Source organism: Pseudomonas sp. 2995-1, from assembly GCF_002742505.1.
In the GTDB taxonomy this organism is placed as follows: domain Bacteria; phylum Pseudomonadota; class Gammaproteobacteria; order Pseudomonadales; family Pseudomonadaceae; genus Aquipseudomonas; species Aquipseudomonas sivasensis.
The window spans coordinates 1-26,930 of record NZ_LJSA01000458.1 but is presented as its reverse complement, the minus strand read 5'-3'; the positions used below and the strand labels follow the sequence as shown (position 1 = coordinate 26,930).

Annotated in this window: 25 protein-coding genes; 10 read left to right on the top strand and 15 right to left on the bottom strand. The window is 61.1% G+C overall.

Annotated features, from left to right (window positions below; all coding sequences use genetic code 11):
• Together ccoG and AOA61_RS24035 are read right to left on the bottom strand one after the other, a co-directional pair.
• Complete coding sequence (gene ccoG, locus AOA61_RS24040; RefSeq protein ID WP_099602872.1) at window positions 1-1,410, bottom strand: cytochrome c oxidase accessory protein CcoG; 1,410 nt, start codon at window positions 1,408-1,410, stop codon at window positions 1-3.
• Window positions 1,411-1,594: 184 nt separating this feature from the next.
• Entirely contained in the window at window positions 1,595-1,834 is a 240-nt protein-coding gene (locus AOA61_RS24035) for a DUF3203 family protein (protein WP_032886853.1), read from the bottom strand.
• 120 nt (window positions 1,835-1,954) lie between these two features.
• Here AOA61_RS24035 and AOA61_RS24030 point away from each other — a divergent pair, with 120 nt between their 5' ends.
• The gene (locus tag AOA61_RS24030; RefSeq protein WP_032886852.1) at window positions 1,955-2,446 is read left to right on the top strand and encodes an MgtC/SapB family protein; all 492 of its coding nucleotides are present in this window, start codon (window positions 1,955-1,957) and stop codon (window positions 2,444-2,446) included.
• Here AOA61_RS24030 and AOA61_RS31595 read toward each other — a convergent pair.
• On the bottom strand, window positions 2,424-2,600 hold the full coding sequence (locus AOA61_RS31595; protein WP_163033259.1) for a hypothetical protein: 177 nt from the start codon (window positions 2,598-2,600) through the stop codon (window positions 2,424-2,426). The two genes, AOA61_RS24030 and AOA61_RS31595, sit on opposite strands and share 23 nt — an antisense overlap.
• 204 nt (window positions 2,601-2,804) lie before the next feature.
• Here AOA61_RS31595 and AOA61_RS24025 point away from each other — a divergent pair, with 204 nt between their 5' ends.
• The 4 genes from AOA61_RS24025 (at window position 2,805) to AOA61_RS24010 (ending at window position 11,684) form a co-directional block, all read left to right on the top strand.
• Window positions 2,805-4,793, top strand: coding sequence for an alpha-1,4-glucan--maltose-1-phosphate maltosyltransferase (locus AOA61_RS24025; RefSeq protein ID WP_099602871.1), 1,989 nt, complete (start codon window positions 2,805-2,807; stop codon window positions 4,791-4,793).
• Between the two features lie 91 nt (window positions 4,794-4,884).
• Window positions 4,885-8,232, top strand: a complete 3,348-nt coding sequence (gene treS / locus AOA61_RS24020) for a maltose alpha-D-glucosyltransferase (RefSeq protein ID WP_032886850.1) — start codon at window positions 4,885-4,887, stop codon at window positions 8,230-8,232.
• Window positions 8,229-10,466 carry a 1,4-alpha-glucan branching protein GlgB gene (glgB, locus tag AOA61_RS24015; RefSeq protein WP_095185859.1) on the top strand — a complete coding sequence of 746 codons (2,238 nt, stop codon included), beginning with the start codon at window positions 8,229-8,231 and terminating at the stop codon, window positions 10,464-10,466. Before treS ends, glgB begins: the two co-directional genes overlap by 4 nt.
• 51 nt (window positions 10,467-10,517) lie before the next feature.
• Window positions 10,518-11,684: a diguanylate cyclase gene (locus AOA61_RS24010; RefSeq protein ID WP_032886848.1), complete on the top strand. Its 1,167-nt coding sequence runs from the start codon at window positions 10,518-10,520 to the stop codon at window positions 11,682-11,684.
• A gap of 8 nt (window positions 11,685-11,692) precedes the next feature.
• On the opposite strand, the gene AOA61_RS24005 is transcribed toward AOA61_RS24010, so the two are convergent.
• The 3 genes from AOA61_RS24005 to AOA61_RS23995 all read right to left on the bottom strand — a co-directional run bounded on the left by AOA61_RS24005 (window position 11,693) and on the right by AOA61_RS23995 (window position 16,199).
• Window positions 11,693-13,879 (bottom strand): GAF domain-containing protein, encoded by a 2,187-nt coding sequence (locus AOA61_RS24005; RefSeq protein ID WP_099602870.1) that lies wholly within the window; start codon window positions 13,877-13,879, stop codon window positions 11,693-11,695.
• Window positions 13,880-14,051: 172 nt separating this feature from the next.
• Entirely contained in the window at window positions 14,052-14,903 is an 852-nt protein-coding gene (locus tag AOA61_RS24000; protein WP_032886845.1) for a CAP domain-containing protein, read from the bottom strand.
• Between the two features lie 81 nt (window positions 14,904-14,984).
• A complete protein-coding gene (locus tag AOA61_RS23995) occupies window positions 14,985-16,199 on the bottom strand; it encodes an MFS transporter (RefSeq protein WP_099602869.1) in 1,215 nt (404 codons plus the stop codon).
• A 113-nt stretch (window positions 16,200-16,312) separates the two neighbouring features.
• Here AOA61_RS23995 and AOA61_RS23990 point away from each other — a divergent pair, with 113 nt between their 5' ends.
• Together AOA61_RS23990 and AOA61_RS23985 are read left to right on the top strand one after the other, a co-directional pair.
• Window positions 16,313-17,194, top strand: coding sequence for a LysR family transcriptional regulator (locus tag AOA61_RS23990; RefSeq protein ID WP_095185856.1), 882 nt, complete (start codon window positions 16,313-16,315; stop codon window positions 17,192-17,194).
• Between the two features lie 56 nt (window positions 17,195-17,250).
• Complete coding sequence (locus AOA61_RS23985) at window positions 17,251-17,928, top strand: GNAT family N-acetyltransferase (protein WP_099602868.1); 678 nt, start codon at window positions 17,251-17,253, stop codon at window positions 17,926-17,928.
• A 43-nt stretch (window positions 17,929-17,971) separates the two neighbouring features.
• On the opposite strand, the gene AOA61_RS23980 is transcribed toward AOA61_RS23985, so the two are convergent.
• Window positions 17,972-18,607, bottom strand: coding sequence for a TetR/AcrR family transcriptional regulator (locus tag AOA61_RS23980; RefSeq protein ID WP_099602867.1), 636 nt, complete (start codon window positions 18,605-18,607; stop codon window positions 17,972-17,974).
• 82 nt (window positions 18,608-18,689) lie between these two features.
• On the opposite strand from AOA61_RS23980, the gene AOA61_RS23975 reads away from it, so the two are divergent.
• On the top strand, window positions 18,690-19,289 hold the full coding sequence (locus AOA61_RS23975; protein WP_099602866.1) for an NAD(P)H-dependent oxidoreductase: 600 nt from the start codon (window positions 18,690-18,692) through the stop codon (window positions 19,287-19,289).
• 1 nt (window position 19,290) lies between these two features.
• Here AOA61_RS23975 and AOA61_RS23970 read toward each other — a convergent pair whose 3' ends face one another.
• The 3 genes from AOA61_RS23970 to AOA61_RS23960 form a co-directional block, all read right to left on the bottom strand.
• A complete protein-coding gene (locus AOA61_RS23970) occupies window positions 19,291-19,680 on the bottom strand; it encodes a hypothetical protein (RefSeq protein WP_032886837.1) in 390 nt (129 codons plus the stop codon).
• A gap of 32 nt (window positions 19,681-19,712) precedes the next feature.
• Window positions 19,713-20,969: a 3-phosphoshikimate 1-carboxyvinyltransferase gene (locus AOA61_RS23965; RefSeq protein ID WP_099602865.1), complete on the bottom strand. Its 1,257-nt coding sequence runs from the start codon at window positions 20,967-20,969 to the stop codon at window positions 19,713-19,715.
• 90 nt (window positions 20,970-21,059) lie between these two features.
• On the bottom strand, window positions 21,060-21,614 hold the full coding sequence (locus AOA61_RS23960) for a UPF0149 family protein (protein WP_099602864.1): 555 nt from the start codon (window positions 21,612-21,614) through the stop codon (window positions 21,060-21,062).
• Between the two features lie 160 nt (window positions 21,615-21,774).
• Between AOA61_RS23960 and AOA61_RS23955 the strand changes: the two genes are divergently transcribed.
• Window positions 21,775-22,587 (top strand): crotonase/enoyl-CoA hydratase family protein, encoded by an 813-nt coding sequence (locus AOA61_RS23955; RefSeq protein WP_099602863.1) that lies wholly within the window; start codon window positions 21,775-21,777, stop codon window positions 22,585-22,587.
• A 5-nt stretch (window positions 22,588-22,592) separates the two neighbouring features.
• Window positions 22,593-23,426, top strand: coding sequence for an NAD(+) diphosphatase (nudC, locus tag AOA61_RS23950; protein WP_032886832.1), 834 nt, complete (start codon window positions 22,593-22,595; stop codon window positions 23,424-23,426).
• Here the strand turns inward: nudC and AOA61_RS23945 are convergent.
• From AOA61_RS23945 to AOA61_RS32395, 5 genes are all read right to left on the bottom strand, one after another.
• A complete protein-coding gene (locus tag AOA61_RS23945) occupies window positions 23,394-24,173 on the bottom strand; it encodes a TSUP family transporter (RefSeq protein WP_032886830.1) in 780 nt (259 codons plus the stop codon). The two genes, nudC and AOA61_RS23945, sit on opposite strands and share 33 nt — an antisense overlap.
• 195 nt (window positions 24,174-24,368) lie before the next feature.
• On the bottom strand, window positions 24,369-25,085 hold the full coding sequence (pcsA, locus tag AOA61_RS23940; RefSeq protein ID WP_032886829.1) for a phosphatidylcholine synthase: 717 nt from the start codon (window positions 25,083-25,085) through the stop codon (window positions 24,369-24,371).
• A gap of 148 nt (window positions 25,086-25,233) precedes the next feature.
• On the bottom strand, window positions 25,234-26,160 hold the full coding sequence (locus AOA61_RS23935; RefSeq protein ID WP_099602862.1) for a class I SAM-dependent methyltransferase: 927 nt from the start codon (window positions 26,158-26,160) through the stop codon (window positions 25,234-25,236).
• A 50-nt stretch (window positions 26,161-26,210) separates the two neighbouring features.
• Window positions 26,211-26,699 (bottom strand): DUF1289 domain-containing protein, encoded by a 489-nt coding sequence (locus AOA61_RS23930; protein ID WP_032886826.1) that lies wholly within the window; start codon window positions 26,697-26,699, stop codon window positions 26,211-26,213.
• 150 nt (window positions 26,700-26,849) lie between these two features.
• Window positions 26,850-26,930 (bottom strand): hypothetical protein (locus AOA61_RS32395; RefSeq protein ID WP_223820096.1); only part of this gene is annotated, 81 nt, incomplete at its 5' end.

Genomic DNA, 26,930 nt, shown 5'->3' with positions numbered 1-26,930 from the left:
TCAGCGGTTCAACGGCGCCACAAAGCGGCTGTCGGCAACGCTATGGATCCCTGGCTCATCTACATCCATCACTTTGAAGCGCAATGTCTGGGAACTGCTCGCGGGTTTCTCCGCGAGCAATGCCACCGACACCGGCACATCTATGATTTCCCCCGGCGCCAGGCTGATCTCGGTCTTGCCTTGCAGTTGGAAGCCGTCGGCCTCCACGAGCTCCACCCGATAATCCTGGCGTTGCTGGGTCTTGTTGATGACCTTGAGGCTGTAGATGTTTTCGATCTGGCCCTGGGCGTTTTCGCGGAACATGCCACGGTCTTTGGTCACGTCCAGCGACACCATCGGCCGCTCCACCAGTGCTACTACCAGCGCGGCAATCATCACCAGCAGCACCGCACTGTAGCCGATCAGACGGGGCCGTAGCAGACGGGTTTTGCCGCCTTGCAGTTGATGCTCGCTGGTATAGCTCACCAGACCACGGGCATAACCCATTTTGTCCATGATCGAATCACAGGCGTCGATGCAGGCCGCGCAGCCGATGCATTCCATTTGCAGGCCATCGCGGATATCAATGCCGGTGGGGCAGACCTGCACGCACAGGTGGCAGTCAATGCAGTCACCCAGGCCGACATCGGCCGGCTTGACCTCGCGTTTGCGCGGGCCACGGTTCTCGCCACGGGCGCTGTCGTAGGAAATGGTCAGGGTGTCTTTATCGAACATCACGCTCTGGAACCGCGCATACGGACACATGTGCATGCACACCGCCTCACGCAGCCAACCGGCATTGATGTAGGTCGCGGCGGTGAAAAACAGTACCCAGAACAGGCTCACGCCCCCCATTTGCCAAGTCAGCAGTTCCTCGGCCAACGGGCGGATAGGCGTGAAGTAGCCGACAAAGGTCAGCCCAGTCAGCACGCTGATACCCAGCCACAGCGTGTGCTTGGCCGAGCGCCTTGCCAGTTTGTTGAGGCTCCAGGGCGCGGCTTGCAGCTTGATGCGTTGGTTACGCTCGCCCTCAGTGACCTTTTCGCACCACATAAACAACCACGTGAACGAGCTTTGCGGGCAGGTATAGCCGCACCACACGCGGCCGGCGAACACGGTGATCGCGAACAGGCCGAAGGCGCAGATAATCAGCAGCGCCGACAGCAGGATGAAATCCTGGGGCCAGAACGTCGCGCCAAAAATATGGAATTTGCTTTCCGCCAGATCCCACAGCACGGCTTGGCGCCCGCCCCAGTTCAGCCACACGGTGCCGAAAAACGCCAGGAACAGAAAGCCGGCACCGGCTACGCGCAAGGTGCGGAACAGTCCGGTGAAGCTGCGGGTATGGATCAGGGTGTCGCTGGATTTGGCCTTCACCTTCTTTGGGTGTATGGGCTCAAAGGTTTCCACGGTTGGGATTCGTTCGCTCATGGTCGTTCGCTCATCAGCCTCCATCAGGCGGATGAACTATGGGCCGGGGACTGTTTGCATAACAGACTCAGCTAGCGCGATAAAAAGCGGATCAGATGGTCCGTGTGGTGAGCTCTGCGACAATCTGCTGCACCCCGGCGCGCCTGGGGTGCAGGGGCATTTCAGCGTTAATGATACAGATCAATCAAATCAACGAACCAGGCTCCGTGGCCTTCACATGGTTGCGTCCGTCTGTCGCGCCTTCGACGGTCAAGGCGTCTGCTTCAGCTTCGGTGATGTAGGTGCGCTCGCCCGCAAGTTCTACGTAGGACATGGACTTGTCATCGTCCGTCAATATCTTTACTCGGGTGGCGGGGACGCTCTGTTCCTGGCCATTGTCGTCGAGCGTGAAATAGCACAGGTGGTTTTCAATACGCAGGGTCATGTCGAACTCCTTTCTCATCGGCTATGAACCTTAGGGGATGGTGCCGTGGCGTGGTTCAAGGCAACTGACTGGCGGTAGGCGCTGTCCATGACTTAACCGCTTCTTTAAAGGACAGGATCCATGGACGCTTGGTGGCATGAAGTGTGGCAAACCCTGCAGGCCGAGTTCGCCGATATCGGCGATGCCAAACAACTGACCCAGATCACGGTGCGCCTGCTGATCGCCGCCGTACTCGGCGGCATCCTGGGGTTTGAGCGCGAGAGCAAGGGCAAGGCCGCCGGGGTACGGACCCACATGCTGGTGGCGTTGGGCGCCGCGCTGTTTGTGATGGTGCCGCAGATGTCGGGTAATCAGGCGGATGCTATGAGTCGCGTGGTGCAGGGCGTGATCGCGGGGATCGGCTTTCTCGGCGCAGGCACGATCATCAAAGGCAAGGATGATGAAGAGGGGCATGTCAAAGGCCTGACCACCGCCGCCGGCCTGTGGATGACCGCTGCGATTGGGGTCTCGGCCGGGTTGGGCCGGGAATCGACAGCGGTCCTGAGTACGTTGCTGGCGTTGGCGGTGTTCAGTGTGATGCCGAAAATCGTCAAGCGTTTCGAGAAGGACTGACGATCACAGGGGGCATGGTTGTCGGCGGCTCTTCCACCGGTGGCGGCTCATTTTCGGGTGGTTCTTTTTCTGGAATCGGCTCCGGTTCGGTGGGCGGCAGGGTCGGATTGTCGATATTAGGATCAGGGGTTTCAGCCGGGATCGGGATATTCATCGGTGTGGCCTCCTTTGTGCTTTGCTCTACCGGTGGACAACCGCCCGGGCGATTTGATTCCCCGCTCAATGGCGGAACATCCACCTGAACTTTTGACCAAGCCTCAGGCTCGGACCTATTACGGCCCTGCTCAGGGAGAGCGTCGCCGTCTCAGAATTCGGATCAAGCAAAGAGCGTCCACAGGGCGTAAGGGGAAGATGCTCGATGACTGCTGAAACTCAGGTTCCAGATGTTTCCTTATTGCCGCTGTCCCAGGCGCTGTTGCTGCCCAGGATTGCAATCGAAAGCACCATGCCTGTGATTGATGGCGGTGAATTCGCCGTTAAGGCCGCAGTGGGCCAGCGGGTCACCGTGACCAGCAAGGTGTTCGCCGATGGCCACGACAAACTCGCCGTATTGATCCGCTGGCGCCCGCTGCAGGACGAAAGCTGGCACAGCGTGGTGATGGCGGATGTGGGCAACAACGGTTGGGAGGGCGCGTTTACCGTCACCGACCAGGGCCCTCACGAATACTGCATCGAAGCCTGGATCGATACCTTCGCCAGCTTTTGCTACGAGCTGCGCAAAAAGCACGAGGCCGGTGTGCCGGTCAGCCTGGAGTTGCAGGAAGGCCGCAGCCTGGTGTTGCAGGCCGCCGAACGCAGTGACAACGAACTGCGCGATCGCTTGATGCTGCTGCACCACGAACTGTCCGGCCTGCTGGAAACCGAGCAGGTCGCACTGTTTCTGCACGAAGACAGTGCACATTTGATGACTCAGGCCGATCACCGCGCCTATTTGAGCATCAGTGCCGTATACCCGATTGATGTGGAGCGTGAAGCGGCGCAATTCGCCAGCTGGTACGAGCTGTTTCCGCGCTCGATCACTGATGATCCGGCCCGTCACGGCACCTTCAACGATGTGCACGCACGCCTGCCGATGATCCATGACATGGGCTTCGACGTGCTGTACTTCCCGCCGATCCACCCCATCGGCCGCAGCCACCGCAAGGGCAAGAACAATTCCCTCACCGCCGGCCCCGACGATCCGGGCAGCCCGTACGCCATTGGCAGTGAGGAGGGCGGCCACGAAGCCATCCACCCGCAACTGGGCAGTCGCGATGATTTCCGCCGCCTGGTCCAGGCTGCCGCCGATCATGGCCTGGAAATCGCCTTGGACTTTGCCATCCAGTGCTCCCAGGATCACCCGTGGCTCAAGCAGCATCCGGGTTGGTTCAACTGGCGTCCGGACGGGACGATCAAATACGCGGAAAACCCGCCGAAAAAGTACCAGGACATCGTTAACGTCGACTTCTATGCGGCGGACGCGATTCCCAGTCTCTGGACGGAGTTGCGCGACATCGTAGTGGGCTGGGTGGAAGAGGGCGTGAAGACCTTTCGCGTCGACAACCCCCACACCAAACCGCTGCCGTTCTGGCAATGGCTGATCAGCGATGTGCGTTCAAAGTACCCCGAGGTGATCTTCCTGGCTGAAGCCTTCACCACGCCTGCGATGATGGCGCGGCTGGGCAAGGTCGGTTATTCCCAGAGCTACACCTACTTCACCTGGCGCAATACCAAGGCTGAATTGAGCGAGTACTTCACTCAGTTGAACCAGTCGCCGTGGCGCGAGTGCTACCGGCCGAACTTCTTCGTCAATACGCCGGACATTAACCCAGCCTTCCTGCACGAGTCCGGCCGCCCAGGCTTTTTGATCCGGGCCGCGCTGGCGACCATGGGCTCGGGCCTGTGGGGCATGTATTCCGGTTTTGAACTGTGTGAATCAGCGCCGGTGCCGGGCAAAGAGGAATATCTGGACTCGGAGAAATATGAAATCCGCCCACGGGACTTCACCGCGCCCGGCAACATCATTGCCGAGATTGCCCAGCTCAACCGTATCCGCCGGCAAAATCCGGCGTTGCAGACGCATTTGGGGTTGAAGCTCTACACCGCCTGGAATGACAACATCCTGTACTTCGGCAAGCGCAGTGAGGATGGCAGTAACTTCATTCTGGTGGCGATCAACCTCGATCCATTCAACGCCCAGGAAGCGCACTTTGAGTTGCCGCTGTGGGAACTGGGGCTGCCGGATGATGCGCAGACCCAAGGCGAAGACCTGATGAACGGCCATCGCTGGACCTGGTATGGCAAGACCCAATGGACACGCCTTGATCCGCAGATGCCGTTTGGAATCTGGCGCATCACGGTTGCCTAAGTCTTGCGCAGATCCATTGTGGGAGGGGGCTTGCCCACTCCCACAACGATCGCATCGCGTCCGCAGAATTTAAGTCATTCAGGAGTTTCCAATGGCGAAGAAACCTAACCCTGCCACCTTTATCAAAGACCCGCTCTGGTACAAGGACGCGGTGATCTACCAGGTTCACGTCAAATCCTTTTTTGACTCCAACAACGACGGCATCGGTGACTTCCCCGGGCTGATCGCCAAGCTCGATTACATCGCCGACCTCGGCGTGAATACCATTTGGTTATTGCCGTTTTATCCCTCGCCTCGCCGCGATGACGGCTACGACATCGCCGAATACCGTGGCGTACACAGCGACTACGGCACCCTGGCGGACGCCAAGCGCTTTATCGCCGAGGCCCATAAGCGTGGATTGCGGGTGATTACTGAGCTGGTGATCAACCACACCTCCGACCAGCACCCGTGGTTCCAGCGTGCCCGCAAGGCCAAGCCTGGTTCGGCGGCGCGGGACTTCTATGTGTGGTCCGATGACGACCAGAAGTACGATGGCACGCGCATCATTTTCCTCGACACCGAGAAGTCCAACTGGACTTGGGACCCGGTCGCCGGCCAGTACTTCTGGCACCGTTTCTATTCTCACCAGCCCGACCTCAATTTCGACAACCCGCAAGTGATGAAGGCCGTGCTGTCGGTGATGCGTTACTGGCTGGACATGGGCATTGACGGCCTGCGCCTGGACGCCATCCCGTACTTGATCGAGCGCGACGGCACCAACAACGAGAACCTTCCCGAAACCCACGATGTGCTCAAGCAGATCCGCGCCGAAATCGACGCCAACTACCCGGACCGCATGTTGCTCGCCGAAGCCAACCAATGGCCGGAAGACACTCAGCTGTATTTCGGTGACAAAAAGGGCGACGACGGCGATGAATGCCACATGGCGTTCCACTTCCCGCTGATGCCGCGCATGTACATGGCCCTGGCCCAGGAAGATCGCTTCCCCATCACCGATATTTTGCGCCAGACCCCGGAGATTCCCGCCAACTGCCAATGGGCAATCTTCCTGCGCAACCATGATGAGTTGACCCTTGAAATGGTCACCGACAAAGAGCGCGATTACCTGTGGAATTACTACGCCGCAGATCGGCGCGCGCGCATCAACCTGGGGATTCGTCGCCGTCTGGCACCGTTGCTGGAGCGGGATCGCCGTCGCGTGGAATTGCTTAACAGCCTGCTGCTGTCGATGCCCGGTACGCCGACGTTGTATTACGGCGATGAAATCGGCATGGGCGATAACATCTACCTCGGCGACCGCGACGGTGTGCGCACGCCGATGCAGTGGTCCATCGACCGTAACGGCGGCTTCTCCCGCGCCGATCCGGCCAGCCTGGTGCTGCCGCCGATCATGGACCCGCTGTACGGCTACCAGTCGGTCAATGTCGAAACCCAGACTCAAGACCCGCACTCACTGCTCAACTGGAATCGGCGCATGTTGGCGGTGCGCAAGCAATCCAAGGCGTTTGGGCGGGGCAGTTTGAAAATGCTCTCGCCGAGCAATCGCCGCATCCTGGCCTATACCCGTGAATACACCGGGGAAGACGGCCGTACGGAAATTATCCTGTGTGTGGCCAACGTGTCCCGCAGCGCCCAGGCGGCGGAATTGGACCTCTCTGCCTTCGCGGGAATGGTCCCGGTGGAGATGCTTGGCGGAAACGCTTTCCCGCCCATTGGCCAGTTGAATTTCCTGCTGACGCTGGCGCCCTACGGCTTCTATTGGTTTGTACTGGCGGCGGAAAACCAGATGCCCAGTTGGCATGTGGAACCGGCGCAGAGCATCCCTGACTTCACCACTCTGGTACTGAAAAAACGCATGGAAGAATTGCTCGAAGAACCTTGTCGCACCACCCTGGAGCAGACCTCGTTGCCGGCCTGGCTGCCCAAGCGGCGCTGGTTCGCCGGTAAGGACACCGCCATCGACAGCGTGAACATCGCTTACGGCGTGCGGTTTGGCGACCCGGAGCATCCGGTGTTGCTCAGTGAAATTGATGTCACCAGCGGCGGCCAAGTCAGTCGCTATCAACTGCCCTTTGGCTTCCTGGGTGAAGATCAGTTCACCAGTGCCTTGCCGCAACAATTGGCCCTGGCTCGTGTGCGGCGTACGCGGCAGGTGGGGCTGGTCACCGATGCCTTCAGCCTGGAGCACTTCATCCGCGCGGTGATCCAGGGTCTGCAGGCGGGTACGGTGCTCACTTCCAGCGAAGGCGATTTACGCTTTGAAGCCACGCCGCACCTGGCCCCGCTGCAACTGACGGACGACGCCCAAGTACGCTACTTGTCCGCCGAGCAGTCCAACAGTTCGGTGGTGGTAGGCGAGAGCCTGGTGCTCAAGTTGATCCGCAAAGTCAGCGCCGGCGTACACCCGGAGCTGGAAATGAGCGCCTACCTCACCGCCGCCGATTACCCGAATATCTCGCCGCTGCTGGGCTCGATGATTCGTCGCGACGCCGACGGCCAGGACAACCTGCTGATGATTGCCCAGGGTTACTTGAGCAATCAGGGCGACGCTTGGAGCTGGACTCAGAACAACCTGGAACGCGCGATTCGCGATGAACTGGCGCAGGCCATCTCCGAGCAGGAACAGCACTACAACGCCTTGGGTGAACTGGCGGACTTTGCCGGGTTGCTCGGCCAGCGCTTGGGGGAAATGCACCTGGTGCTAGGCGCGAAGACTGACAACAAGGACTTCAAACCCGAGGTCACTACGGCCAAGGACACTCAGGCCTGGGCCAAGGACGTGGGCGCACAGCTTGACCGCGCGCTGCAATTGCTCAAGTTGCATCAACACACATTGAACCCGGCGGATCAGGCACTGGTCAGTGACTTGCTGGCGCAGAAAAAAGCCATCGGCGCCCATGTCCAGGCGTTGGCGAAAGCCACGTTGGGCGGGCTGCGTATTCGGGTTCACGGTGATTTGCACCTGGGCCAGGTACTGGTGGTGAAGGGCGATGCTTATCTGATCGACTTTGAAGGCGAGCCAGCCAGGCCATTGCATGAGCGGCGTGGCAAGCACAGCCCGTATAAAGATGTGAGCGGCGTACTGCGCTCGTTTGATTACGCGGCGGCCATGGCCTTGAATGTGCAAGGTGTGGATCATTCGCCGCAAGCCGATCTGGCCCGCAGGCGCGTGACCGATCGCTATCTGAATGAAGCACGCGAGGCATTTATCCAGGCTTATCAGACCGCTACGTCTACACTGGCGCATGACTGGCAGGATGCCAAAGGCCAGGACGCCGCGCTGACCTTGTTCAGCCTGGAGAAGGCCGCGTACGAAGTGGCTTACGAAGCGGAGAATCGCCCGACCTGGCTACCGGTGCCCCTGCAAGGGCTGCACGGGTTGCTCAGCGGGCTAGCACCTCTATCTAAAACTGCACGCGGTGGGGAGACGTCATGAATTACACGCATAAAGAACCGCTGCAGCCCAAGTTGACTGCCATGCCGGCGTCCAAGGACGTCGAAGCGCTGGTGCGCGCCGAGCACCATGACCCGTTCTCGATCCTCGGGCCACATGATGACGAGCAGGGTGGGCAATTTATCCGCGCATTCCTGCCGGAAGCTCTGAGCGTCCAGGTGTTGGCGCAGGACAGTGGCGAGCCGATCGGCAGCCTGGACGCGACCCAGGTGCCGGGCTTGTTTGTCGGGCACTTCACCACGCGCCAGGCCTACCTGCTGAAGATCCAGTGGGCCGGCGGTGAGCAAATTACCGAAGACCCCTACAGTTTCAGCCAGTTGTTGCTGGGCGAAATGGACCTGTACCTGTTTGCCGAAGGCAACCATCGCGACCTCAGCAGCTGCCTGGGTGCACAGGTGACCAGCGTCGATGGCGTGCAGGGCGTGCGCTTTGCCGTGTGGGCGCCGAATGCGCGGCGGGTGTCGGTGGTGGGCGATTTCAATATCTGGGACGGTCGCCGCCATCCGATGCGCCTGCGCCATCCTTCGGGCGTATGGGAGCTGTTTATCCCGCGTCTGCAACCGGGTGCGGCCTACAAGTACGAGATCCTGGGTGCCAATGGGATTTTGCCGCTCAAGGCTGACCCCATGGCATTGGCCACTCAACTGCCGCCGGACACTGCGTCGAAAGTCGCTCCGCCGTTGCAGGTGGATTGGCAGGACCATGAGTGGATGCAGTCGCGCAGCGAAAAGCAGAAATCCACCGCACCGCTGTCGATCTATGAGTTGCACGTGGGTTCCTGGCAATGCGAGCTGGATGAGGCCGGCGAAGTCGCCCGCCAATACGGCTGGCGTGAACTGACGGAACGGCTGATCCCGTACGTGCAGCAACTGGGTTTCACCCATATCGAACTGATGCCGATCATGGAGCACCCGTTTGGTGGCTCCTGGGGCTATCAAGCGTTGTCGCAGTTCGCCCCGAGTGCGCGCTTTGGCTCGCCGGAAGATTTCGCCTATTTCGTCAATGCGCTGCACCAGGCCGATATCGGCGTGATCCTTGACTGGGTACCGGCGCATTTCCCCACCGATACCCACGGGCTGGCACAGTTTGACGGCACGGCGCTGTACGAATACGCCAACCCGCTGGAAGGTTTCCACCAGGATTGGGACACGCTGATCTACAACTTGGGCCGCACCGAAGTTCACGGCTTTATGCTGGCGTCGGCCCTGCATTGGCTTAAACACTTCCATATCGACGGGCTGCGTGTGGATGCGGTGGCGTCGATGCTGTACCGCGATTACTCGCGCAAGGCTGGTGAATGGGTGCCCAACCGCCACGGCGGTCGGGAGAACCTGGAAGCCATCGACTTCCTGCGTCACCTGAACGACGTAGTGGCCTTGGAAGCTCCCGGCGCGTTGGTGATCGCCGAGGAATCCACCGCCTGGCCCGGTGTGAGCCAGCCGACCCAACAGGGTGGCCTGGGCTTCAACTACAAGTGGAACATGGGCTGGATGCACGATTCGCTGCATTACATCCAGCAAGACCCGGTGTATCGCGCCCATCACCACAACGAGCTGAGCTTTGGCTTGGTGTATGCCTGGTCCGAGCGTTTTATCCTGCCGATTTCCCACGATGAGGTGGTGCACGGCAAGCACTCGTTGATCGACAAGATGCCCGGCGACCGCTGGCAGAAATTTGCCAACCTGCGTGCCTACCTGGCGTTCATGTGGATGCATCCCGGCAAGAAGCTGTTGTTCATGGGCTGCGAATTCGGCCAGTGGCGCGAGTGGAACCACGACCAGCAACTGGACTGGTACTTGTTGCAGTACGCCGAGCACAAAGGCGTGCAGAAGCTAGTCGGCGACTTGAACCGTCTGTACCGCGAAGAGCCGGCCCTGCACGAGCAGGACGATGCGCCGCAAGGTTTCCAATGGCTGATCGGCGATGACGCGATCAACAGTGTCTACGCGTGGCTGCGCTGGAGCAAAGACGGCAAGCCCGTGCTGGTGGTGGCTAACTTCACACCGGTGCCGCGCGAGTCCTATTCCGTTGGTGTGCCGTTTGCCGGGCGCTGGAGTGAGGTGATCAACAGTGATGCGGACATGTATGCCGGTTCCAACTTCGGTAATGGCGGCGAAGTCTTTACCCAGGATGAACCGCGCCATGGGCAACCGGTGTCGCTGTCGCTGAATTTGCCGCCGCTGGGGGTGTTGATTCTGCGACCTGAAGGGGGTTAACCGCTCTGCCGCGCGGGATTCAGTTGTCCGCGGTGCTGGCAGGGTGCCACAATGGCGCCTTTGTCATGGCAGTCGAATCAGGCGAATTTCATGAATGGCCTTGGGCGTGAGCAGGACCAGGATTGCGTTATAGAAGAGCAGGTGCGGACTGACCGTCTGCACCAGCTGTTCCGGCAGTCATTTGCCGCCATTTTGGGCAGTTACCTGGCGGCTACCATGCTCTGCTGGCTGTGTTGGGATCGCTTCGACCACGACGTTATGCTGGTCTGGATGCTGTTGCTCACAGCGTCGTCGCTGCTGCGAGTGAAGATGTTCATGGACTGGTTTCGCTGCCCCAACAGCGAGCGCACGCCGGCTCGCTGGGAGCGCCGCTACTGGGTCACTCTCGTGCTCTCTGCCGGCATCTGGGGCGCCGGTGCGTTAGCGGTGATGCCAGCGGATGATCGGCTGTCCCAAGTGCTGGTGATGTTGTTCACCGTGGGCATGTCGGTCAGCGCGGTGTCGTGTTACTCGGCCTATCGCTACATGACGCTGGCGTCTATCGGCCTGGTATTGCTGCCGTGCACCTTCTGGCTGCTGTTCCAGCCGGCTCCCATGCAGGTGGGTGTTGCCATCGCGGTGCTGGTGTTCACCACCTTTGTCGCCAGCGCCACGCGTAAATTGTCCGATGCGCTAGAAAAGGCGTTTCGCCTGACTCGGCAAATGGAAAGAGCCCACAACATTTCAACCCGTGCCGCACAGACCGATGAGCTGACCGGGCTGATGAACCGTCGTGCATTCTTCGAACATGCCCATTCGCTGTACGCACAATGCCGACACAACCAACAGCCGCTGTGCGCGCTGATGCTGGACATGGACCACTTCAAGCACATCAACGACACCTACGGACACCAGGCCGGCGACCAAGTGTTGCGCCAGATTGGAGGGGTGATCAGTGCGTCGTTTCGCAAGTCTGATGTGTATGGCCGTCTGGGCGGTGAGGAGTTTGCGGTATTGCTGCCCAATACCTCGCTGGAAACCGCTCGGGGTATTGCCGAGCAGTTGATCAAGGCGATTTCCGGATTGCCGGCCGAACCGGTCACGGGGCTTTCAGCCAGCTTGGGTGTTGCCTCGGCCCATGCGTTGGATGGGGACTTGCATGGCCTGATGAACACCGCCGACAAGGCGCTGTACCGGGCCAAGGCGCTGGGCCGCAACCAAGTGGCCGTGGCGGAGTAGGGCGACGCTCAGTCCTTGAGTGTTGCCTTGATCAATACCTGCGAAAGTTGTTCGGCCGAGTAAGGCTTGGGCAGAAACTCGAAGCCTTCATAGCCGCTTTCTGCCAGCTCCTCGCTGTAACCCGAGGTCAACACCACCGGCAGGTCGGCACGACGCTGGCGTAGCAGCTTGGCCATGGCGACGCCGGTGATACCGGGCATCACGACGTCGGAGAAGATGACGTCAAAGGCCATTCCATCCTGGCCGGCCAAGCTCAGGGCTTGTTCGGCATCGGTCGCCCAGGCGGTCTGATAGCCCAAGTCTTCAAGGATTTGGCGGGCAAACCGCCCGACCTCCAAGTTGTCTTCCACGATCAGCACCCGACACTGGGTTGTGTCGTGGGGCATGGCGAGCGTTCCCTGAGGTCTTTGGGGCGGCACATCCTGTGCTTCGACCTGGGGCAGATACAGGGTAAATACGCTGCCTTGGCCGGGCGTGCTGGACACATCGATATTGCCCCCCGACTGCTTGGCGAACCCGAAGACCTGCGACAGACCCAGGCCGGTGCCTTTGCCGACGGCCTTGGTGGTAAAGAACGGCTCGAAAATCCGCTCCACGGTGTCGGCGGCAATACCCGGCCCGGTATCAGCCATGGAGATGGCGATATACGGTTGGCGTGACCCCGCATCGCCACGGATACGTGGCAGCGGCTTGCGCCCGACCACCCGTAGGCTCAGCGTACCCTGGCCGCCCATGGCGTCCCGGGCATTGAGGGCGATGTTGATCAGCGCGGTTTCAAACTGGCTCGCGTCGATGCGGGCGAAACAGGCCTGTGACGGCATCTCGACCTGCACCTGAATGCGTGCGCCGGTGACGCTTTCCAGCATCTCGCCAATGTTCTGTACCCGCTGGCCTACGTCGAAGACCTCCGGGTTGAGCGGTTGTCGACGGGCAAAGGCGAGCAACTGGCTGGTCAGCTTGCTGGCCCGCTCCACGGTATCCGAAACGGCGCTCATGTAGCGCTGGCGGCGCTCTTCCGACAGGCCTGGCTGCCGCAAAAAATCCACCGAGGAGCGAATGATCGTGAGCAGGTTGTTGAAGTCATGGGCGACGCCGCCGGTCAACTGCCCGATGGCTTCGAGTTTCTGGGATTGGTGCAACGCGGCTTCGGCTTGGGCCAGCGCCTGTGTGCGTTCCTCCACCCGCTGTTCCAGGTAGGTGTTCAGCTCGGCATACGCTGCCAGACCTTCACGGACCTCGGCATCGGCGCGCACGCGTTCGATATGGGCCCAGGAGCGCTCGGTGACTTCCCTCAACAAGGCCTGGTCGTAGGGTGACCATGGGCGTGGGGATTTGTCGTGGACGGCCATCAATGCAGTCAGGCGTCCGTTCTTGATCAGAGGCATGCAGATAGTCGCAGTCACCCCCAGGGACTGGAAGGCCGCAGACTCTTCGGGTGGCAGCTCGCGCAGGTTGTCGCAGATCACCAGAGGCTCGCCAGCCCGCAGGCAGTTGACGGCCGCCTCGCCGAACGCTGCCAGGCTGTAGCGACCGACAATGCTCGGCGAGCCGGGCGCGGTCCAGTTGTCGCGAATGGTAAAGCCGTCTTCATCGGCGTCCATGTCGGCGTAGGCGCAATTGCTCACTTGCAGGTGTTCGGCGAGCAACTGGGTAGTGCGGGTCATGATGGCTTCGGCATCGGCCGCATTGACCACGGCGTTGCCAATGGCATCCAGCACTTCCAGGCGTCTGGCGAGAAACACCGTGGCAGTGGTTTCGGTCACGGTGTCGAGCAAGCCGACCACGTGGCCTTGGGGATCACGGATCGGGCTATAGCAGAAAGTGAAGTAGGCCTGTTCCCGCGCCTGGCCGCGTTCAACCACGAGGGGAAAGTTTTCGATATAGGTGGCATGCCCCTGGAACGCCGCGTCGGCGATATGGCTGACGTCAGCCCACACCTCGCGCCATATGTCACTGAACGGTCTTCCCAAGGCATAGGGCTTATTGCCCAGTATCGGAATAAAGGCGTCGTTGTAGATCGTGATCAACTGGGGCCCCCAGACAATGGCCTGGGGAAAGCTCGACGCGAAACACAGCGCGACGGTGGTCTTCAGAACGTCCGGCCATTGCTCCAGCGGACCGAGAGGCGTGTTGGCCCAATCATGCTGAATTACCCGTTCAGCCATGTCGCTGCTGCTTTGCAGCCAATTCATCATTGGGGGAACACCTTGTTATCGAGAGTCTTCAGCGCGCCTTTCAGTGGGTGGCGCAAAGCTACAGACCCGGTTGAACGCTGCCAGTTCAGCGCAATTATCCGATAGATGGCGTTTTGATGCTTTACTCATTTGAGTCGTTTGGATCCGCCGAGGTTGGGCGCTTGCCCAACCTTCATTGCGTGCCGAACAAACCGGTCCAGTAAATGCCCGCATCACTCTTCGGGTCCATGGCGTAGGCCGCGCCCAGTTCTCGAAATTGCGGGTTCATCAGGTTGGCACAATGACCGGGGCTGGCGAGCCAGCCATCGACCACCTTGCGCGGGGTGTCCAGACCGGCGGCGATGTTTTCGCCGATGTTTTTGGCGATGTAACCGGCCAGCTCGGCGCGGTCGCCGGGCGTGCGGCCGTCGTGGTCCAGATGGTCGAAGAAATTGCCGTTGGCCATGTTGCGCGTGTGGCTGTTGGCGGCGCTGGCCAGGGTGTCGTTCCACGACAACGGGGTGGTCGCGGTAAATGCCTGGGTGCCGCATTGGCGAGGTTGTGTACGGGCGGCGTTGATCAAGTCCAGCAGTTTCCGGCCTTCAGTCTGCCAATCCCCCAGTCCGCTGGACAGTAAGGGCCGGGCCAGCACGATGCGCCAGTCCTGACCGCTGTTGCTCACGCCGATGTCGATAAATTGCGGATCCAGCACCACCCGGCAGAAGCTCTCGCGCACCGCCTTCATCGCGGACTGAGCATCCTTGGGACCGGACAGGCTGATGGCCTGCACGTTCACCATCGGATACGCGGCCCGGGCCAGCGCCTGCTGAAGGTCGCCGACGTTAGTGGCCGGCAGCACCAGCCGTGTGTCGCTCGCCAGTGGCGGCAGTTCCTGGGAACCCTGGTCACCGCAGCGCTGCACCTGGCTGCGGTACTCGTTGATCTGTTGCACCAGCTGACTTTCTTCATTCGCCATCGCGCTGGCGCAGAACACCGTACTGGCGGCCAGCGTCGTAAGACCCATCATCAATGACAGAACGCGCATGGACGTTACCCTTGAGCTTGAAAGTGCCCATGATGCGCGATGTAACCCCATCTGGCGCAACGCCTTTTTTGTTTTTTTGCCTCAGTGGGGGTTATGAAGGCCGTTCACGGCGCGGTTGCGGCCCGATGCCATCACTGCGGCCAGGAGGATCAGGCCGCACGCGACGGCGAAGGTTGCGTGCAGGCCATTCGCCAGTGATTGTGGGGTGGCGTGGGTTATATCGGGTGCAGTCCAGGCGAATACGGCGCTGAGTGCCCAAGCACCGACAATCAGGCCGAGGTTGCGCGACAGGTTCAATAGACCCGAGACCGTGCCGCGCCGAATCGCAGCGACATTGCGCATCACGGCGGTATTGTTCGCCGCCTGGAAGAGGCTGTAGCCCGCCGTCAAAACAATCAGCGCGCCCAGGTAGGTGAACAACTCCGAAGCCAACGTCAGCAGCAGGGCGCCGCACAGCAGAATGCCGAGCCCGCTGCAGGTCATGCGTTGGCTGCCCAGGCGGTCGGTCAGGCGGCCCGCCGGTATGCCGGTGATTGCTGCGACACAGGGCCCGACCGCCATGGCGAGGCCCATTGAGGCTGGGTCGAGCCCCAAACCACGGGACAGGTAAAACGGCCCGACAACGAAGGTGGCCATGATCACCGCCGCTACCAGCGCGCTCATCACCAGGCCCGTGCGCAATGACGAATCCTTTAACAACGCCCAGATACCCAGGTCGCTGGATGCCGGCGTGTGTCGCTGATCCACCGGCAGAAAACGCCAGGCAAGGGCGACGGCCAGCAGGCCCAGCGGCACGCCCACCAGAAACAATGCACGCCAGCCCCACAGGCTCAGCAACACGCCTCCGACGCTGGGGCCCATGGCGGTTCCGACCGCCGACATGGTGCCCAGCAAACCCATGACCCGGCCGGTGCGGCCCTGGGGCACGGTATCGCCGACCATGCCCAAGGCCATGGCCATCATGATCGCTGCACCAAGGCCTTGCAGGCTGCGCGCGGCAATCAGCGCGTTGAGCGAGGACGCGCCGCCGCACAGCCCGCAGGCCAGGCTGAACAGCAGCAAGCCGCCTATTAGCAACCGACGTCGCCCCAGGCGATCACCCAGGCGGCCGGCGCTGAGGATCACCGCCGTGATCGCCAGCAGATACGCCAGCACCACCCACTGCACGGCGTGGAAGGATGCGTCGAACGCCTGCGTCAGGCTGGGCAGGCCCACATTGGCGATGCTGGTGCCGAGTGAGGCCAACAGCATGGACAGCGACAGGCTGATGAGGCTGCCGCGCGGGGACGTAGACATGGGCAATTCCTTGAATGAAGGCAACTGTCACAAATCTACGGCGTCGCCTAACATGGCGGAAGACGCAGGAGTTGCAGTGAATACCTGCACCAAACGCCTGATGAGAACCTCTTATGCCTGATCTGAATTTGCTGATCACCCTGGATGTGCTGCTCGCCGAAGGCAGCGTCGCCGGCGCGGCCAAGCGCCTGGGTTTGAGCCCCTCGGCCATGAGTCGCGCCTTGGCCCGCCTGCGTGAAACCACCGGCGACCCCTTGCTGGTGCGTGCCGGTCGCGGCTTGGTGCCCACGCCACGGGCGGTGGAGCTGCGTGAACAGGTCAGTGATTTGGTTCAGGCTGCCCACGCGGTGCTGCGGCCTGCGCAGTCTGTGGACATGGCGGTGGTGGCGCGTACCTTCACCTTGCGCACTAGCGAAGAGTTCGTCGAAAACTTTGGCCCGGCGCTGCTGGCACGCATCGCCCGAGAGGCGCCCGGCGTGCGCCTGCGTTTCATCAATAAAAACGACAAGGACAGCACGCTGCTGCGCGACGGCAGTGTCGATCTGGAAACCGGCGTGGTCGATCCCACTGCCAGCCCTGAAGTGCTGACCCAGGCGTTGTTCCGCGACCGCTTGATTGGCGTAGTGCGTAACGGCCATCCCCTGAGTCGCGGTGAAATCAGCGTCGCGCGTTATGCCGAGGGCCAACACGTCTATGTCTCGCGGCGTGGGCAGGCGCGCGGTCAGATCGACGATGCGCTTGAAACCTTGGGCTTCACGCGGCAGATCACCAGCATCGTCGCGGGTTTTTCCACTGCCATCTCCCTGGCCCGCGACACCGACCTGATCGCCAGTGTGCCGGAACGCTACACCGCCCACCGTCGCGACCTGTTTTGCTTTGCCCTGCCGCTGACGTTGCCGACCTTTACTGTGGCGATGCTCTGGCACCCACGGCTGGACGCGGACTTGGCGCACCGCTGGCTGCGCGGGTGCCTGCGTGAGGTCTGCGGGCAATAGACCGTGCGCAACAGGTACAATCCCCGCTGCCTAGACGTGAACCCCCAGGAATTTGCATGTTCAGCCTTACCCGCTACACCACACCATGCCCCGAGCCCATCAATGGCCAGATCCTGCAGATGGTGGTAGACAACCTCACTGACATCAGCAGCGTCGCGTTGCCGCCGAGCAACCTGCTCTACAACATCTACCAGTATGCGGTTGGCTTTGAAGTGCACCTTTACCTGCAGGCGCTGAATGGGGAGAAGGGCATTGACGTCGAACTGATCGTGGCTACCGACGCCGAGGACTCGGAGACCGTCATCGGTTTTTTGCTCTGCCTGCCGGTGAAGGATGATCCCGAAGCCTGTGGCATTGCCTTCATGGCTGTAAAAGCCGGTTTGCGCCGCCAGGGCGTGGCACGTGGGATGATGCAAGACGTGCTGGCGCGCTATCCCCATGCCGAATTGGCGTGTGCCGTGGAAAAGGTGCCTGCGTTCGAAGCCCTGGGCTTTCAAGTACGCGCCGCACGTGGCACCCAGGTGCTGATGAACACCCGCGACTACGGCACGAATGGCTTGATGGGCGTGCTGGACGTAGCCGCGATCTATAGCTCCCTCGAAGTGCGGCAGATCCATACCTACCTGCTGCAAAAACACGGCAAGCGGGCGATGGTCGACGCGGAGAAGCAGCGGGATCGGCATCTTGACCAATTGACGCGCAAAGTCCGGTTGTTCGTGCAGGAGCGGGGCTGAAACAGAGCGCCAACCACCGATCCCCTGTAGGCGCTCCCGAGCTTTAGCGAGGCAGCGATTGCAGTGGGTCAGGCGACAAAACAGGCGCGCGGTTAACCATCGCCAATAGGATCGCCAACAATTCGTGCTGGGCTTCTTCTCGGCTGATTTCGCCGTCGGCCGCTGCGTGGGACAAGGCTTCCGCCGCGCCCAGCATGGCCCGCAGGCCGGCTTGTGACAGCGTGCCGTTGGGGGCGAAGGGCGCCAAGGCGTCACGGCATTTGTCGAGAAAAATGGCCTCGTATTTGCGCTTCAGCGCTTCCAGTTCCGGTGAACCGCTCAACGCGGCGGTCACGCCCGGAATTTCCCGGCCCTGCAATAACACGCAGTCCACGTAGGACGCGGCGATGACCCAAGCGCGGTCTTGTAGGGTTTCACTGCTGGCTTCGATGGCATCGGCAAAGGCTTGGTTCTGACGCCCGTCGAAGTCTTCATACAGCGCGGCCAACAACCCCGCACGGGTGACGAAATGGTCGTAGACCACCGGCTTGGTCACGCCCGCCAGTTCCGCCAGGCGGCCCAGGGTCAGGGCGTCGGTGCCTTCCTCGCGCACCAGTTGCCAGGCCACTTCCAACAATTGATGCAGGCGATCCTCACGGGACAAACGACGACGTGGGGCAGGGGATTCATTGCTTGACATGCTTATATACCAAAAGTAACTTATTTGAATTAACTTACCAAAAGTAACTAAGCCCAGCCTAAACCGAAAGAGAGTCAATGTCATGCACTCACTGATCGTTGTTGCTCATCACGACCCACAATCCCTCACCCACAGCATCGCCACGCAAGTCGCTGCAGGCCTCAGCGCGTCCGGCCACACCTACGAAATCGCCGACCTCGCCGCCGAAGGTTTCGACCCGCGCTACACCGCCGCCGACCACCGCGTACACCGTAACCACGCCACGCCACCGGCTGATGTGCTCGCTGAACAGGCGCGCCTCGACCGCGCCGACGCCTTGGTGCTCGCTTTCCCTATCTACTGGTGGTCGCTGCCGGGGCTGCTCAAGGGGTGGGTCGATCGGGTGTTCGTCAATGGCTGGGCGATCGACTATGGCCCGGATACCCCAGTGGTGAAAAAACTGCGGCATTTGCAGGTGCACCTGTTGGCCCTCGGCGCTGCGGATGCCGGCGCGTTTGACCGCCACGGCTATGCCACGGCGATGCGCACGCAGATCGACTACGGCATCTTTGATTACTGTGGGGCGAAGGTGGTGACGTCCGAATTGTTGCTGGACTCGGAAGGCGGCGCAGCCGAGGCGCATCTGAAAACGGCAAAGGCCATCGGGCAGGGGATGTTCGAAGCCGAGACGGTCGCCGGTTGAGTCAACCCTCGCGAAACAGGTCGTGGGCATCCAGCAGGCGGTAGGCGATTTCCGGGCGTTTCTCAAGGCCTCGGCGAATCGCCGCCGGGATCGATTGCCGAGTCTTGCGGCACATGCCCGGTAGTTCGTCGATAACGATCTGGATCCCGCGCATGCTTTTGACCTCGGTGTGTCCCGGCGCGATATGCACGCGAATGCCCAATTGCTGGTACATCAGCTGTTGCATGCGCTCCAGGTCTTGCAGGCTCTTGAGGTCTTCGAGGCGGTCGAGCAGTCGTTTTTCTTCCTGGCGCGTGAGGTTGAGGATGCGCAGGTCGGCGCCGGGGGCTTCAAGCAATTGCTCGCGGTCGCAGACACAGGCGCCGGGTGGGCAGGGTTGGCGAATTGTCATGTGCATTCCCTCCCCATTTCGGCGCCGCTGACTCAGTAGCTCAGTGCGACCCCAAGACTGCCCAGGGCCTTCCAGTACTCAGGATAGGTCTTGGCCACGCAGTCCGGATCCTGGATGCGGATACCCGACACTTTCAAACCAGCCAGGGCAAAGCACATGGCGATGCGGTGGTCGGCGTGGGTGTCGATGAGCGCGTTGCAGGATGTACCGGCCAGTCCAGGATCAGCGGCCACCAGCAGGTCATCGCCTTCGATGGTCGCCAGGCCCGGACGGATTTCATTGAGGCCGTCATGCAGTGCCTGCACGCGATCACATTCCTTGACCCGAAGGTTGGCCAGCTCTGTGAAGCGCACCGGGGTGTTGTTGAACGCGGCCAGCACGGCCAGCGTCGGGATCGCATCCTGCATCTGCGAGCCCACTACGGTGGCCTGCATGTTCGGGAACTGGGCGATCACGGCCTGGGCCTTGGCGTCCGGTTGGGTGAAGTCCTGCGCGGCCACGCCGATGTCGATACGGCCACCGGTCAACACTTCAGCAGCCCACAGGTACGTGGCAGCGGACGCGTCGGGTTCGATCAAGTAGTCATGGGCGGTGTAGCCAGTGGGGGCTACACGCCAGGTGGTGTCGTTGACCTCATCAACCTGCGCCCCGAAGGCACGCATGCAGTCCAGGGTCAGGTCCACGTAGCCACGGGCGCCGATGTCCTTGCCGGTCAACGCCACCTCAATCGGAGCTTCACCGCACGCGGCCAGCATCAACAGGGCTGAGACGTATTGGCTGGACAAACCGCCGTCGATCTCAAAACGCTTGGCCTGGACCTTGCCCACGCCGTGCACGGTCACCGGCGGGCAACCGGTCGGGCTGTTGACCTGGATGCCGTTCTCGCTGAGGGTGGTCAGCAGCGGGCCGATCGGGCGCTTCTGCATATAGTGGTCGCCGTCCAGCACCACGGCGCCTTCGACGGTGGCGACGGCGGCGGTGAGAAAGCGCATCGCCGTGCCGGCATTGCCCAGGAACAGCGGTTGCGCAGGCAATTGAAGCTTGCCGCTGCCTGTGACGACAAAGGTGGTGTCATCCGGCTCATCGATGGTGACGCCCATTTGGCGCAGGGCCACCGACATGTGGCGGGTGTCGTCGCTTTTCAGCGCGCCACTGAGGCGGCTGGTGCCCTTGGCCAGGGCGGCCAGCAGCAGGGCGCGGTTGGTAATGGACTTGGAGCCGGGCGGTGCGACCTTGCCGTTCAGGGGGAAGTTGGGCGGTGTAACGGTCACGGTTTTCTGCGAACTCAAGGTACAAGGCTCCTGATCAAGGCAAGGTGGGACGGAGTGGCCGACGGGCGGACCCGAATAATCGGCCAAAGGTGCAGTGCTTGTCGAGGTTTAGCGCCGGCTCAACCAGTAATCATGCAGGGCCCGCGCGGCCGGTTCGATCTCGCTGACGCGTTGCTGGTGACCCTGCACATCCAGGTCGGCCGGCAACTCGAAGTTGTCCTGCTCGGCGCACCAGGAGATTTTCTCCAACTGCGCGGCCTGTTCGGCAGGCAGTTGCGGCCAGTTGCCGATGGCTGCGCCTCGGATATAGCCAAAGCACCATTCTTCCGCGAGGGTTACGGTTTGGCCTTGATGTTCGGTGTCGTCGAAGCGTGCTTTGAAGCCTTGTGCGTCGGTCGCCAGTTGGGCGGCCAGGGTGTTGCTGTGACGTACGCACAACTCCAGGAAGCGCTGGGCGTCGTCCATGCTGTCCCATTCAGGGTTCTGACCACCCCAGATTGCCGGGAACCATTCGGCTACATCAACCTGTGCCGGGCTGGACACCAATGCGGTGAAGTAACCGTCGAGCTCCGCCAGGTTCAGCACCGAATGGTCATCGCCGTATTTGAGCAGGGTTTCTTCGATGAAGTCGAAATCGGCGGGGGCAAGGGGTTGGGCGTGCATGGCATTTCCTTAAAACGTCGAGCGCCGCACAGAAGGCGGCTTAAAGCGCCAAGGATGGCGCCTGGCAGGGTTTTTTGCCAGTCCCGCTTTTGGCCGATGCGCCGTGGTGGACCCTTGTTATAGTTCAGGCCTTATCACTCGCCAGTCAGGGATCACTGCCATGTCCGAATACCAAGCGTTCGTTGTCGAAGTCATTGGCAACGTTGCCCATGTGCAGATCAACCGCCCGGAAAAGATCAACGCGATGAACGCGGTGTTCTGGACCGAGATCATCGACATTTTCCAATGGGTCGAAGACACCGACGCCGTGCGTGCCGTGGTGCTCAGCGGCGCCGGCAAGCATTTCTCGTCCGGTATCGACCTGATGATGTTGGCCTCCGTGGCCAACGCCTTTGGCAAGGACGTGGGCCGCAACGCGCGGCTGCTGCGCCGCAAAATCCTGGAGCTGCAAGCCTCGTTCAACGCGGTCGACAACTGCCGCAAGCCGGTATTGGCGGCGATCCACGGCTATTGCATCGGCGGCGCCATCGACCTGATCAGCGCCTGCGACATGCGCTACGCGGCTGAAGACGCACAGTTTTCCATCAAGGAAATCGACATCGGCATGGCTGCCGACGTCGGCACCCTGCAACGCCTGCCACGCATCATCGGTGACGGCATGCTGCGTGAGCTGGCCTATACCGGTCGCCAATTCGGTGCCGAGGAAGCGCGCAGCATTGGCCTGGTCAACCGCGTTTATCCCGATCACGAGCAACTGCTGGCCGGCGTACTGGAAATCGCGCATCAGATCGCCGCCAAGTCGCCGATTGCCGTGACCGGCACCAAAGCCATGATCAGTTATATGCGTGACCATACGGTCAATGATGGTCTCGAATACGTTGCCACCTGGAACTCGGCTATGTTGCAATCCAACGACCTGCGTGTGGCCATCGCGGCCCATATGAGTAAGCAGAAACCCGAATTCGTGGATTGACTGACATGACCCAAGGCTGGATTACCACAACGTTGCTGGACAACGACACTCCCGGCGGCTGGGCCGTCGCCCGCAGCCGCGACGGCTTTTTACATGACACCAATGGCCCGCTGTTCCCTCGGGAATGGCTCAAGCGCCAGGACTTGTCGGTGTTCGCCGAGCACGGCATCGGACACCTCGACGGGGAGCCGGTGTACTTGCTGGAACTGAACTCCGCCGCTGACGTGCCGGGCTGCGGCTGGCAAGGCCTGCGCGGCTTTATGCTGCAAGGCGATCACACCCTGTACAAAGTGCTCGGATACGCCGCCCAGATCGGCACCTGGGCGCGGGAGCATCGTTTTTGCGGCAGTTGCGGCCAGGCCATGGTCCAGGTGCCGCGGGAGCGAGCGATGTTCTGCCAGGCCTGCGACCTGCGCAGTTACCCGCGGATCTCGCCGAGCATGATCGTGCTGGTGACCCGCGGCGACGAGATTCTGTTGGCGCGTTCACCGCGTTTTGTCACTGGCGTGTACAGCACGCTGGCGGGGTTTGCCGAGCCGGGCGAGTCGGCCGAGGACTGCCTGATTCGCGAGGTGCGCGAGGAAGTGCAGGTGGAGGTCAAGAACATTCAGTACATGGGCAGCCAGTGCTGGCCGTTCCCCCATTCGATGATGCTGGGCTTTCACGCCGAGTACGCCGGTGGCGATATCGTGCCCCAGGCTGACGAGATCGAGGACGCGCAGTGGTTCAACATCCACGATCTGCCGCCGTTGCCCGCTTCACGTTCGATTGCGCGCTACCTGATCGACCTCTACCTGGCCCGTCGCTTAGGCCACGCTGAACCAGTGCTGCCAGGCTAGGCGCACCGTCAGGCCGAGGACCACGGTGATGAACACCGGGCGAATGAATTTGGCGCCGCCGCTGATTGCGCTGCGTGCGCCAAAGAATGCGCCACACATCACCGACACGCCCATTGCCAGCCCGACTATCCAGTCCACTGACCCGTTGAAGATAAACACCGACAGCGCTGCCGCGTTGCTGACGAAGTTCATGCTGCGCGCAACGCCGCTGGCCTTCACCAGGTCAATGGGGTGCAGCAGCATGGTGCTGACCGTCCAGAACGCGCCGGTACCGGGGCCGGCCACGCCATCGTAGAAACCCAGGCCGAAGCCTTGGGTGGACTGCCATTTCTTCTTGATCGGCGCGTCGTTATCCAGCGCTGCCTTGGGCGTGCCGCCAAACAGTAGGTACAGGCCGCAACCGAAGACGATCACCGGGAGCATTTTGTTCAGGGTTTCGGCGGGCAGGTAGTGGGCGACGACCGCGCCGGTCAATGCACCGATCAACGTGCCGACGATGGCGTGAACCCACTGGCGTGGGTGGAACAGCTTGCGGCGGTAGAAGGTAAAGCTTGCGGTGGCCGAACCGAAGGTGGAACTGAGCTTGTTGGTGCCCAATACCAAGTGCGGTGGCATGCCTGCGGTGAGCAGGGCGGGCGTGGTCAGCAGGCCGCCGCCACCGGCGATGGCGTCGATGAAACCGGCGACAAAGGCCACGACGGCGAGAATGGCGAGGGTGGTGAGGTCTACGCTAAGTTCGAAAGGCATTGGGCAGGGCTTATGGTTGGCAGTGCGCAGCAAAGCGCTGTGCGAAGGGCCGCCATCTTACCTCTCAGAGGGACGCAGAACCAAATGTGGGAGGGGGCTTGTCCCCGATTGCGGTGTGCCAGTCAGCTTATCTGTCACTGATGCACCGTCATCGGGGGCAAGCGCCCTCCCACATGTTTTACCGTGTCCGGTTGGCTATTTGTGGGTGCCCAACCACTCCAGCGCCGTGCGCCAGATGCAAATCCCCAGGAAATACGCCGACATCACCGACCACAACCCGAACGTCCACGGGTTGGTATTGGGGTAATCCACCACCATCAAAAAGCTGCACAGCAACCAGATCGTGGTCACGGCGATATTGATAGGCATGAAGCGCTTGACCCGGAACGGGTGCAGGAACTTCATTGGCGTCACAGTCAGCAGGGCCAGGCCGATCACGGTCAGCAGCGTGACCCAGGCCTCCGGCTGGATGATGTATACGCACAGGGCAACCACGTTCCAGGCGGCGGGGAAGCCGACGAAGTAGTTGTCCTTGCTCTTCATGTTGACGTTGCAGAAGCAGAACAGCGACGAGACCAGGATCACCGACACCGTGAACAGATGGGTGAATTCCGGCAGGTCGATGTAGCGGTAGATGAACAGTGCCGGGATGAACACATAGGTGAGGTAGTCGATCACCAGGTCCAGTACCGAGCCGTCAAAGCTGGGCAGTACCGTGCTGACATTCAACCGTCGCGCCAGGGAGCCGTCGACGCCGTCCACCACCAGCGCCAGGCCCAGCCACAGCAGGCAGGCCTTGGGTGAGTTCTCCAGCAGCGCCAGAGTGGCCAAAAACGCCAGCACCACGCCGGTGGCAGTGAAGCCGTGGGCGCCCCAGGCTTTGATTCTGGCTACATGCAGGGTCGATATCACGGGCGGTTCTCCAAAGGGTGAAACGGGGCAGCCGACAACGTGACGCCGTCGAGTCTGGCCGGGGAATGCAGGTATCGACCGGGAAGGGGGTCATAAGGTTCACCGCCCGGCGTATCACTTAGCGTAGCAAGCGTAGGACGTTTCGGCATCAGCCTTGACGGAACACCAGGGCCTTGAGGCCACTTTGCGCGTCAATATCCGGAAATTCCGGCGGGTTTTCCAGGCGTTCTACATATCGCAGGCCTGGAGCCTCGCGGGTCACGCCGTCGATCAGGAAGTCTTCGCCAAAGGCCGGGTCGTTCATGCAGGCGAGCACCGTGCCCTGCGCCGTGAGCAAATCCGGCAGGCGGCGTAGTACTCGCTGGTAGTCCTTGGTCAGCAGGAAGCTGCCTTTCTGAAAGGACGGCGGGTCGATGATCACCATGTCGTAGGGACCGCTGTTGGTGACCTTGGCCCAAGACTTGAACAAGTCGTGGCCCAAGAAGGTGACGTTGCTCAAGTCATGACCGTTCAGGCGATGGTTGTCACGGCCGCGGCTCAGGGCGCCACGGGCCATGTCGAGGTTAACCACGTGGTCGGCGCCGCCTTCGATGGCTGCCACTGAGAAACCGCAGGTATAGGCAAACAGATTGAGCACACGCTGGCCCTTGGCTTGTTCGCGCACCCAGTTGCGACCGTAGCGCATGTCGAGGAATAGCCCACTGTTCTGCTTTTTGCCCAAGTCAATCAGGTAGCGCAGGCCGCCTTCGGTGATGGTCAATTCGTCGATGGCCTCGCCCACCAGCCATTCGGTGGTGCTTTGCGGCAGGCAGCGGTGTTGCAGCGCGACGGTGTGGGCGCCGAATCGAGCCCAGTCGAAGTCGATCAGCAGCTGTTGCAACGCTTGCAGGTGCGCCGGCTCGGGCTCCTTGAACAGCGCGACCAGAATAACCCCTTGCAGCCAGTCCACCGTCAACTGTTCCAGGCCAGGCCAGCAGCGGCCACGGCCATGGAATAGGCGTCGGGTTTCAGCCGGTGCGCTGGCCAGGGCGGTAAGCAGGTGGGCGTGCAGAGTGGCAAGTGCGTCTGGGGTCATCGTTGAGCGTCGGTCGTTGAGCGGGCGGCATTTTAACCACAATTGAGGGTTTAAAAGGCAGCGATCAACGGTGGACCAAATGCCTCGCGGATAAAACCCGGGGCGATATACCGCTCGTAATGCGCTTCTGACAGCAGAAAAAACTCGCGGTCGATCGCATCGCGCAAATCCGCCAGGTGTCGCTCACGAAACTCCGGCAACAACGCCAACCCGTAAGCGTCGAGTTTGGAAATCACCCGCGCACCCCGGGCAATTAGCTGGTAAGCCCAGCAATACGGCGACTGATGCGGCATGAACCGAATCTTGCGGTCTTCGAGTTGCTGGCGCAGGCGCTGCGGATCGAACACTTCCAGCTTGCTGGTCATCACTTGCACCAGCAACTGCTCAAGGCGCAGCCATACCGCCTGCTTTTCCTCGGCGTTGTAGCCATTCCACTGGATCACTTCATGGTGATAACGCTTGCAGCCTCGGCAGACCAGGTCACCGTAAACGGTGGAGCACAGGCCGACGCACGGGGTTTTAATGGTTTGGTTGGGCATAAAAGGCAATTTGCAAAGTTGATGGAACACCGCATTCCCAATGTAGGAGGGGGCTTGCTCCCGAATGCGGTGTATCAGTCAAAGGTGTTTTAACTGAGCCACTGCTATCGGGAGCAAGCCCCCTCCCACACATTGGATCTGTGCTGTTAATTAGTCCCAGCTCAGCGCGCCGCCAGTCTGATACTCGATCACACGGGTTTCGAAGAAGTTTTTCTCTTTCTTCAAGTCCAT